This is a genomic window from Microvirga soli, from assembly GCF_016734765.1.
Lineage (GTDB): Bacteria > Pseudomonadota > Alphaproteobacteria > Rhizobiales > Beijerinckiaceae > Microvirga > Microvirga soli.
In genome coordinates this window covers 154,360-163,214 of the sequence record NZ_JAERQE010000009.1, presented here as the reverse complement: position 1 = coordinate 163,214, position 8,855 = coordinate 154,360, and the positions used below count along the sequence as shown (strand labels likewise).

Annotated in this window: 9 protein-coding genes; 3 read left to right on the top strand and 6 right to left on the bottom strand. The window is 64.0% G+C overall.

Features of this window, described 5'->3' with window-relative positions; all coding sequences use genetic code 11:
• Positions 1–11 precede the first annotated feature (11 nt).
• Together JKL45_RS10945 and JKL45_RS10940 are read right to left on the bottom strand one after the other, a co-directional pair.
• On the bottom strand, positions 12–269 hold the full coding sequence (locus JKL45_RS10945; protein ID WP_201861161.1) for a hypothetical protein: 258 nt from the start codon (positions 267–269) through the stop codon (positions 12–14).
• 155 nt (positions 270–424) lie between these two features.
• A complete protein-coding gene (locus JKL45_RS10940) occupies positions 425–1,045 on the bottom strand; it encodes a hypothetical protein (protein WP_201861160.1) in 621 nt (206 codons plus the stop codon).
• 313 nt (positions 1,046–1,358) lie between these two features.
• Between JKL45_RS10940 and JKL45_RS10935 the strand changes: the two genes are divergently transcribed.
• Positions 1,359–2,192 (top strand): class I SAM-dependent methyltransferase, encoded by an 834-nt coding sequence (locus JKL45_RS10935; protein ID WP_201861159.1) that lies wholly within the window; start codon positions 1,359–1,361, stop codon positions 2,190–2,192.
• Positions 2,193–2,381: 189 nt separating this feature from the next.
• Complete coding sequence (locus JKL45_RS10930) at positions 2,382–3,311, top strand: DMT family transporter (RefSeq protein ID WP_201861158.1); 930 nt, start codon at positions 2,382–2,384, stop codon at positions 3,309–3,311.
• On the opposite strand, the gene JKL45_RS10925 is transcribed toward JKL45_RS10930, so the two are convergent.
• On the bottom strand, positions 3,312–4,202 hold the full coding sequence (locus JKL45_RS10925; RefSeq protein ID WP_201861178.1) for a LysR substrate-binding domain-containing protein: 891 nt from the start codon (positions 4,200–4,202) through the stop codon (positions 3,312–3,314).
• Between the two features lie 232 nt (positions 4,203–4,434).
• On the opposite strand from JKL45_RS10925, the gene JKL45_RS10920 reads away from it, so the two are divergent.
• Complete coding sequence (locus JKL45_RS10920; RefSeq protein WP_201861157.1) at positions 4,435–4,761, top strand: DUF1127 domain-containing protein; 327 nt, start codon at positions 4,435–4,437, stop codon at positions 4,759–4,761.
• Here the strand turns inward: JKL45_RS10920 and JKL45_RS10915 are convergent.
• Genes JKL45_RS10915 through JKL45_RS10905 form a run of 3 tightly spaced genes read right to left on the bottom strand, consistent with a single transcriptional unit; the run spans position 4,758 to position 8,756 of the window.
• Positions 4,758–5,492: a DUF937 domain-containing protein gene (locus tag JKL45_RS10915; protein ID WP_201861156.1), complete on the bottom strand. Its 735-nt coding sequence runs from the start codon at positions 5,490–5,492 to the stop codon at positions 4,758–4,760. The genes JKL45_RS10920 and JKL45_RS10915 overlap by 4 nt on opposite strands.
• Before the next feature lie 37 nt (positions 5,493–5,529).
• Positions 5,530–6,909: an MATE family efflux transporter gene (locus JKL45_RS10910; RefSeq protein ID WP_201861155.1), complete on the bottom strand. Its 1,380-nt coding sequence runs from the start codon at positions 6,907–6,909 to the stop codon at positions 5,530–5,532.
• Positions 6,909–8,756, bottom strand: a complete 1,848-nt coding sequence (locus tag JKL45_RS10905; protein WP_201861154.1) for a monovalent cation:proton antiporter-2 (CPA2) family protein — start codon at positions 8,754–8,756, stop codon at positions 6,909–6,911. Before JKL45_RS10905 ends, JKL45_RS10910 begins: the two co-directional genes overlap by 1 nt.
• Positions 8,757–8,855: the final 99 nt, after the last annotated feature.

Here is an 8,855-nt window from a genome sequence, read left to right as displayed (position 1 = left end):
TGTCGAAACCCTCACAGGCCCTTCAACGAGGCTTGGTTTACGCGCTCTGCCAAGCCGCCTGATTGGCCAAAGTCGAGGTAAGAACCCATAACTCTTTCGAGATCGTCCAGAGCTGTCTTCACCAAGGGATTCTTGGAAATACTTCCCTTGAGCGCGAAATCGATTTTCTGGAGACGCGCAACTTTCTGGAAAACTAAGCTTCCCATGCGGTAAGCGCCTGAGGCGAGTAATTTCCCAACGATACCTGATGCCGCGCCTGTAATTGTCACTGCCCCCTCCACATACATATTATTGCATACAGAGTATTCTGACGCTCATAATCAGGCAATAGCTTCACTCGTCTTCCTAGGTCTGAAGGTGCCGATAAAGATCTGTCTTTAAGTTAGTGGCTGTCATGGTTGTGATTGCTAGAATTCGTATCATCTCAAATCCCCCCGCCATTCTCAAACGACCATTCCCGGATGTCCCAGTGCTTGCCTTCCTCGCGCTCGATGCGCTCCAGGTGGGCTACGAGTTCGTCGCGCAACTCGCTCAGGCTGCGCCGGGGTTTGGGGGCGTCGATCTCGTATTGTCCTGGGGCTAAGGGCGGGTGGGCGTGCTTGTCCATTTCGCCCAGCGTCCGGGTGAGGCGGGCGAGCGGCTGGAGGGCGCGCTGGGCGTGGGCGATGGGTTGGTGCTCCAGCTCCTCCGCGTGCCGCTCGGCGAGGCGCCAGAGCTTTTCCGTGAGTTCCTGGCGCCGCTCGCCCGTGACGGGACGGGGCGCTTTGCGCCGGCACTCCGGCTCCGGGGTGGGTTTTGCGCTGCGGGTGGCGGTTGCCGCGCCCGGCGGACGCCGCCACCCGCCTTGCGCGGCATAGCGCGACAGGGTGGAGGCCGAGACGCCGAGCGCGTCCCCGATGCGCTTGAGGGGGAGGGTGGAGCCCTCCACCCATTCGCGCAGCTCGGCGATCCGCTCCGGGCTGAGCTTGTCCCGGGGATTTGCCGGGGCAGACGGGTCGGGGCCGGACGATTCTGGGGAAGGAGGGGCGGGGTCGCTGTGCGTCATGAACATCGGCTCTTCGTCTGGAACGAGTACAAACCATGAACAAGATTATGTTCGCAGCGATGGCGTCAAGGTTTGGCGCACCACCGTCATTCCGGGGCCGACAGTCACACTATGTGAGCCCTGACCGGTAACGTGTCATTCCCGGCCGGAGCGCAGCGGAGGGGAAGGGAATCCATGGCGCTGAACGTGATCGTGGATCCCCTTCCCGGCCTTCGGCCGCCGGGGATGACAGAGATCAGCCACGTTTCGGGCGCGTTGCCGCGCGTGAGCCTGCGCCGTACACTCCACCCCGGGGGCGCGGAGGGTTTGTCCGATGCCGATCGAGCCGGGTCTGTGGGGCGCGGGAGACGCCTATGAACGCTATATGGGCCGCTGGAGCCGGCAGGTCGCTCCGCGCTTCGTGGACTGGCTCGGCGATGGATCGGGCGGGGCCTGGTCGGGCGGGAATTTGTCGGACAAGACTTGCGTCGATATCGGCTGCGGCACCGGGATCCTGACCGCCGCCCTGCTGGAGGAAGCGACGGTTGCGCGGATCGTCGGGATCGACAGCGCGCCGGGCTTTCTCGAATTGGCGCGGGCGCGGGTGTCCGACTCGCGGGCGACGTTCCGGCAAGGGGATGCGCTGGCGCTGCCCGAGGCGGACGATGCCTTCGACCTCGCGGTCTCCGGCCTCGTGCTGAACTTCCTGCCCGACAAGGCGGCGGCGCTCGCCGAAATGGCCCGGGTGGTGCGGCCGGGCGGAATGGTCGGGCTCTATGTGTGGGACTATGCCGGGCACATGCAGATCATGCGCCACTTCTTCGATGTGGCGGCCGCCCTCGACCCGCGGGCGCTGGACTTCGACGACGGGGTGAAGGCGCCCGTCTGCCGGCCCGGCCCGCTGCGGGCGCTGTTCACCGGTGCCGGCCTCGAGAGCGTGGAGGTGCGGGCTATCGACATCACCGCCGCGTTCGAGAGTTTTGAGGATTACTGGACGCCCTTCCTCGGCGGCACGGGCTCCGCGCCCAAATACTGCATGTCGCTTTCCGAGCCGGCCCGGGAGGAGCTGCGCGAGCGGCTCCGCGCCCGGCTGCCCACGGGACCGGACGGCGAGATCCTGCTGGCCGTGCGGGCCTGGGCGGCGAAGGGGCGGGTTTCGCGGGAATAGGCCGTTCCAAGACGTTCCAGAGGAATCTCAAAGCCTTGGCGCGCGTTCCAAGCCGTTCCAAGGGCGTTCCAAGGCGGGAGCCTTGGAACGTCTCATCACCGTTCCAAGGGGAAACGATCAGATATCATCATTTGTCGTGATGGCTCATCGGGCGTATTCCGGCAGCTCGACGACACGAACGGATACCCCATGAGCCACGCCACCGCCGCCATGCCTGCCCAGAGCCCGAGCCGGATCGACGGCTCGACCCTCGGCCTCTACGCCGCCACCGTGTTCCTGTGGGGCGTGAGCTGGATCGGCATCCGGGCGCAGCTGGGCGTCGTGGCGCCGGAGATGTCGGTGCTGTGGCGCTTCCTGCTGGCCGCCGCGCTCATGTGGGCCTGGGTGCTGGCCACCGGCCACAAGGTGCGCTTCGCGGCGGCCGATCATCTGCGCTTCGCGGCGGTGGGCTGCTGCCTGTTCTCGTTCAACTTCATCTCGTTCTATTACGGCGGCTTGAGCATCCCGTCCGGCCTGCTCTCGGTGGTGTTTTCGCTGGCGTCCGTGTTCAACCTCGTGCTCGGCTTCGTGATCTTCCGCCAGAGGCCGGAGGCCCGGGTGGCGCTCGGCGGCGTGATCGGCGTTGCGGGAATCGTGTTCCTGTTCTGGCCGGAGATCACGGGCGCGGGCTTCAACGCGGCGGCCCTGCAGGGCTTGGCGCTCTGCGTGATGGGCACCCTGTTCTTCTGCTCGGGCAACATGATCTCGACGGTCGTGCAGCGCCGGGGCGTGCCGCTGCTCTCCGCCACCGCCTGGGGCATGACCTATGGCTGCGGGGTGCTGCTGGCGCTCAACCTGTTGCGCGGCAATGCCTTCATCATCGAGCCGACGGTGAAGTATGTGGGCTCGCTGCTCTATCTCTCCATCGGCGCGTCGGTGCTGGCCTTCATGTCGTACCTCACCCTGCTGCGGCGGCTCGGGGCCGCGCGGGCGGGCTACGCCACGGTGCTGTTTCCCATCGTGGCGCTCACCGTCTCGACCCTGATCGAGGGCTATGTGTGGACGCCGCTTGCCGTCATCGGCGTCGTGCTGGCGCTCGTCGGCAACGTGCTGGTGCTGCGGCGGCCTTCGAAGGCCTGATCACTCGGCCGCGAGCGGCTGCATCGTGCGGGTGGAGCCGAGATTGTCGAGCGACTGCTTGATGTGGAAGCCGAGCGCATCCGCCAGCGGGTTCTCCTCGCTGCGGGCGCGGATGAGGCCGATCTTGCACGAGGGCAGGGCCGGGAAGCCGTCGGACGGCCCGAGGATCCGCATGCCGGGGCGCACGGCGCTTTCCGGCAGCACGGACACCGCCAGCCCGGCCAGCACGGCCGCGCCCACGGCGGTCGAATGCCAGCTCACATAGGCGATGCGGAAGGGCCGGTCCGCGCCCTCCAGCGCCTCGGTCGCCGAGTGGCGCCAGTCGCAGTTGGGGCGGCCGAGCGCGAGCGGAATCGGCGTCTCCTCATGCACCCCGTGGCGGGATGACGTGACCCACAGAAGCTGCTCGATGCGCACGATCTCGGACGGGCCGCGCCGGTCCACATGGGTGATGATCGCCAGATCGATGTCGCCATGCTGGATGCGCTCGATCAGGTTGTGCGTGGGCTCGCACATCACCGTCACCTCGGCCTTGGGGTTGGAACGCGAGAAACGGGCCAGGATCTCCGGCAGGTAGCGGTCGGCGTAATCGTCGGGAAGGCCGAGGCGCACGCGGCCCGTGAGCTCGTTGTCGTTGAAGGACGCCATGCATTCGGCATTCAGCCGCACGATCCGGCGGGCATAGTCCAGCAGCCGCTCGCCCTCGTCGGTGAGCTTCGACAGGCGCCCGTCGCGCTCGAAGATCGCCTTGCCGACCCGGTCCTCCAGGCGCTTCATCTGCATGGACACCGCGCTCTGCGTCTTGTGCACGATCTCCGCCGCACGGGTGAACGAGCCCGTATCGGCAATGGCAACGAACGTCCTCAGCTGGTCAATGTCGAGCAGGTGCATGGCGCAAACCTCATCATCAATTAGCTTGATGATACATATCTCAAACAATCGTTTCAAGTGATGAAAGAGATCTGGTAAAACCTCCCACATGAGATTGAAATTCAAGCAAGATCAAAGACTTAGATGAGAGCGTCCTGGTAGCTGCTCTCAGAAAGTCATTGGTAGGTGAGAGGAAGACTACCGCCCGTCTTCCAAAGCCAGTGAATCAAGAGTGAGAGCAAGGAGACCAGCGATGAGCAAGACAACACCAGCCAGAATGACCTTCACCGGCATGACCGTTCTGGGGCAGTTCGTCCGTTCGCTGACGAACCTTGCCAAGTCTCTCAGACATCGCCGCGAGATCAGGCACCTCGCCGAGCTGGATGAGCGCATGCTGAAGGATATTGGGCTCACCCCGAGTGATGTGTCGAGCGCTTTGTTGGAGCCGCTTCTGCGCAATCCGTCATGGGTGTTGATCCGAAGCGCAGAGCGACATTCCCGAAGTGAGAGGGTCGATCACTCGGCAAGATCCGCTCGACCGGTCGTGCCGTTCGTGACCCCGGTCAAGCGCTGCGCCTAATTCTTGCCACCGGCCTTGTCGGCATCGGAGAAAATCGACTGGAGGGACGCGAGGTACTGCATCTGCATCTCGCGCCCTTTCTCCATCATCTCGTCGAGGGATGTGGACGAGGATGGCGGCTCCGGCTTTGGCGGCTCTGCCGGCGGAGGCATCTGGAAGAAGCCTGCAAACATTTCCTCAAAAGGATTGGCCGGCTTCTTCTCAGGCGAAGCGGCCTTCATCCAGTTCGCCCAGAGATCGGCCCACGGATTGGCTGCTGGCGGGGCCTGCCCGGCATCTTTCGGGTTGGTGAAATTCTGGAATGCGTGCGTGTGGGCCATCATCCACTGGGATGTGCCGCCTGCCAGGATTCCGGCAAGCACCGGCAGCAATTGCTGCATGGTGTCGGCGCTGATGCCTGCGTAGCCGGCGGCCTGATGCGCCACACGTCGGCTGACCTCGTCCGAGCCGAAGATCTGGTCGAGCAGCTTGCGCCCCTCCTGCTGCGCCTGAGGCGTGAAGGGATTGCCAGCCGCCTGCCAGAAGTTCTGATAGGCGCCTCCCATCATGGATTGAAGCACGCGGGTGGGATCACTCGACGCCATAGCCTGCTGGAGGCCCATGGCGAAGGCCGGCATGAAGGCCGCCATGGTCCGCTGCGGCTGGTCGCCGGAGAGATTGAACTGCCGTGCGAGTGCATCCATGGCTGCACTGGTCTGGGCCTGGCGCATCAGATCGAACCAGTTGAACATCGCAGCCTCCTTGCCAACGAGCGCCCGTACCTGACGGTCAGGCGACCGGAACAGCTTGCCTCTCCAGGCGCCGGATTGTCCAGAACGCCGTGATGATCGCTGCAATACCGAACGCAACAGAGCCGAGTCCGATCCCAACGAGCGCTCCCTTCGGGCCTGCCATCTGGGCTCCGAAATAAGCGAACGGGATCATGCCGAGTGTCGCGCGGCCCCAGTTGAAGAAAGTCGACAGCAGGGGATAGCCGAGGTTGTTGAACGAGGCGTTCGACACCAGAACCAGCCCGATGAAGAGCCAGATGAAGCCGCTGAGCTGGCAGAAGAACTGCACGAGCTCGGCCGTTTGCTCAGGGGCGTTGAAGGCTCGGGTCAGCGGCACCTGCACCAGGAACAGGATGAGCCAGACGCAAGCTACATAGATCACCGTGATGGTGAGGGCATCCTTCAGGATCTGCTTCATGCGGTCGTAACGCTGCGCACCCCAGTTCTGTCCCAACACGGGCCCGATGGCGCCGGCGAGCGCGAACAGTCCGGCAAACGCCACCGGCGTGACCCGATCGATGATGGCAGAGGCCGCGATGACCTCGTCCCCGAACCGGGCGACGACGCCTGTGAAGAAGGCGTTTGCCGCCGGAGCGGCGATGTTGGTCAGGATGGCGGGAATTGCAATGGCCAAGAAGGGCCGTGCATCGTGCAGCAATCCCTTCCAGGTGGGGATGGCCAGCAGATTGTGGATGCGTGTCACATACCGGAAGCTCACATAGGCCGTCACAAACCGAGCGATGTTGATCGTCATCGCTGCACCGTCCGAACCCATTTCGAGACCAAAGATCAGTATCGGATCGAGAACCACCGTCACGACCGCGATGGACAACGTGGCGTACATGGCCCGTTTGGCATCGCCCACGGCCCGCAATACCGTGGACAGTCCCATGCTGAGCGCCATCACGGCGTTGGACGGCAGAGCGATCCAGAGAAAGCTCAAGGCAACGTCGTAGGTCCGGTCATGCCCACCCAACGCCTTGAGGATGATGGGGAGCATGAGCAGAACGATCACGCTGACCACAGCAGCGATCGCCGTCATGAGGATGCTGCACGATGTCGCCAGGCGCCTCGCATCATCGGGCCGGCGCGCACCGAGAGAGCGCGAGACGAGCGCCCCGATGGGGATCATCAGGCCTACATTGATCGAGATCGTGAAGAACATCACCACGGTAGCGAGGCCGACGCCCGCGGTCATGCTCGGGTCGTTGAGCCAGGAGATGTAGAGAAGCGACACCAGATCGACGATGAAGATCGCGACAAGCCCAGCCGCGCCGGTTCCCGTCATGACGAGCACATGACGCATGGTGGAGCCGGCAACAAAACGCGGCGTGTCGGCCTTTCGGCCCAGTTCTTCCGTCGAAGGACTTGCGTCCATCAGATGACCCCTTCGCCGAGGATGTCGCGTGTCTCGGGGCTGAGCGCTCTCGCCTTGCCGGCGGGAGCCGTGAGTGGCTCGGGGGTAATCTTGGAGCCCACGACGAGTTCCGCCCCACCCATCGCGCCGACCTCCTTTTGCAGAACGAGGCGGGCAATGTCGCGCTTGCGGACATCGCTGGCAGCCTGGGCGGCCATTTCAGGATCGGTTCCGAGTTCCTCCAGGGCGGCGCGTCCGAACACGATGGCGGATTCGAAGACCTCACGGATCTGGTAATCGACGTCGCGGTTCATGAGCTCGATTGCATGAATGCGGTCGTAGGCGCGCACGAAGCTGCGGGCATTCTGGAAGTTCTCATGAATGATCTCGATGATCTTCATCATGGCTTCCTGATTGTCGATGCAGATGCAGATCATCTCGGCCTTTTCCGCGCCTGCTGCACGAAGCACGTCGAGGCGGGTTCCATCGCCGTAATACACCTGAAGCCCGAAGCGTCCTGCGTCCCGGATGCGCTCCACGTCGCTGTCGATCACCGTCGCCTGGATGCCCTGCGTCAACAGAACCTGGTTCACGATCTGCCCGAACCGCCCGAAGCCGATCACGAGAACGCGGCTTTCAAGCTCGCCTTCGGGAACATTCAATCCATCCAGGTCCGGCTCGTCTGCGCCACCGCGATGGTTCTTGAGAAGCTTCTCGACGAGCGTCGACAGGAGCGGTCCCAGCAGCATTGTGATGGCGGCAAGCGCGGTAAGCGGCTGCGCCTCCGCCGGTGACATGATGCCGAGCCCTGCTGCAACCGGGATCAGCACGAACGCGAACTCTCCGGCCGTGCACAGAATCGTGCCTGACCGCAGACCGTCGCGCCAGCTTGCGCCGAACAGCCGCGACAGGACGGCGATGATGAGGGTTTTGCCCAGGAGAACGACAGGGGCAGCAAGGGCGAGCAACACCCACTGCTCGCGGACGAGGGCAAGGTCGATCGACATGCCCACGCTCATGAAGAAGAGGCCGAGCAGCATGCCACGGAAGGGCTCGATATCGGCCTCCAGCTGGTGCCGGAAATTGGATTCGGCAAGCAGAAGACCTGCCAGGAAAGCCCCCATGGCCATGGACAGGCCAACCTCCTGCATGAGGAGCGCCGCGCCGAGCACCACAAGCAGGGCCGATGCCGTCATGACCTCACGGGCGCCGCTGCGGGCGAGAATGCGGAAGAAGGGATTGAGCCCGTAACGGCCGATCAGCACAACGGCGGCGATGCCGAGAAGTGCCACGCCGACCGCCAGAAGGCTGTCCGTGAGGGATCCCTGGTCTCCAACCCGAGACGCCAGCAGGGGCAGGATGGCCAGGAGCGGAACGACGGACAGATCCTGAAACAGCAGGATCGCGAAGGAGCGCTGGCCATAGGGCGTCGGCAGATCGTTGCGCTCCCCCAGCATCTGGAGAGCGATGGCGGTCGCCGAGAGCGCCACGGCAACCCCGGTGACGAAGGAGGCCGGCGGCGAGAAGCCGATGGCCATGGCGGCAGCGCCGAGGAGAACCGCCGTGATCGTCAGCTGGGCAAAGCCAAGCCCGAAGATGTCCCGCTTCATCTCCCAGAGATGGGACAGCTTGAGTTCGAGCCCGATGATGAAGAGCAGGAGCACCACCCCAAGCTCGGCCACCGTCGCGATCGTCTGCGGGTCCTCCACAAGGCTCAGACCCGATGGGCCGATGGCGACGCCAGCCGCCAAATAGCCGAGCACTGCGCTCAAGCCTAAGAGCCGGAACACCGGCACGGCCACGACCGCCGCCCCGCAGAAGGTCAGGATGGGTGGAAGAAAGCTGACGTGGGACGCGGTGGATGCCATGGGGATCAGGGATAATGAGGGAGTGTTGCACCGTTGTAGGGATTCTTGGGCTTAGGTGCGAGCGATTCTTGAGGGCAGTTGGCCTGTCCCGTGCCTGAT

Excerpts from the sequence above, each read along its gene's own strand:
- JKL45_RS10940 (WP_201861160.1), bottom strand. The coding sequence starts at position 1,045 with ATGACGCACAGCGACCCCGCCCCTCCTTCCCCAGAATCGTCCGGCCCC.
- JKL45_RS10935 (WP_201861159.1), top strand. The coding sequence starts at position 1,359 with ATGCCGATCGAGCCGGGTCTGTGGGGCGCGGGAGACGCCTATGAACGC.
- JKL45_RS10930 (WP_201861158.1), top strand. The coding sequence starts at position 2,382 with ATGAGCCACGCCACCGCCGCCATGCCTGCCCAGAGCCCGAGCCGGATC.
- JKL45_RS10925 (WP_201861178.1), bottom strand. The coding sequence starts at position 4,202 with ATGCACCTGCTCGACATTGACCAGCTGAGGACGTTCGTTGCCATTGCC.
- JKL45_RS10920 (WP_201861157.1), top strand. The coding sequence starts at position 4,435 with ATGAGCAAGACAACACCAGCCAGAATGACCTTCACCGGCATGACCGTT.
- JKL45_RS10915 (WP_201861156.1), bottom strand. The coding sequence starts at position 5,492 with ATGTTCAACTGGTTCGATCTGATGCGCCAGGCCCAGACCAGTGCAGCC.
- JKL45_RS10910 (WP_201861155.1), bottom strand. The coding sequence starts at position 6,909 with ATGGACGCAAGTCCTTCGACGGAAGAACTGGGCCGAAAGGCCGACACG.
- JKL45_RS10905 (WP_201861154.1), bottom strand. The coding sequence starts at position 8,756 with ATGGCATCCACCGCGTCCCACGTCAGCTTTCTTCCACCCATCCTGACC.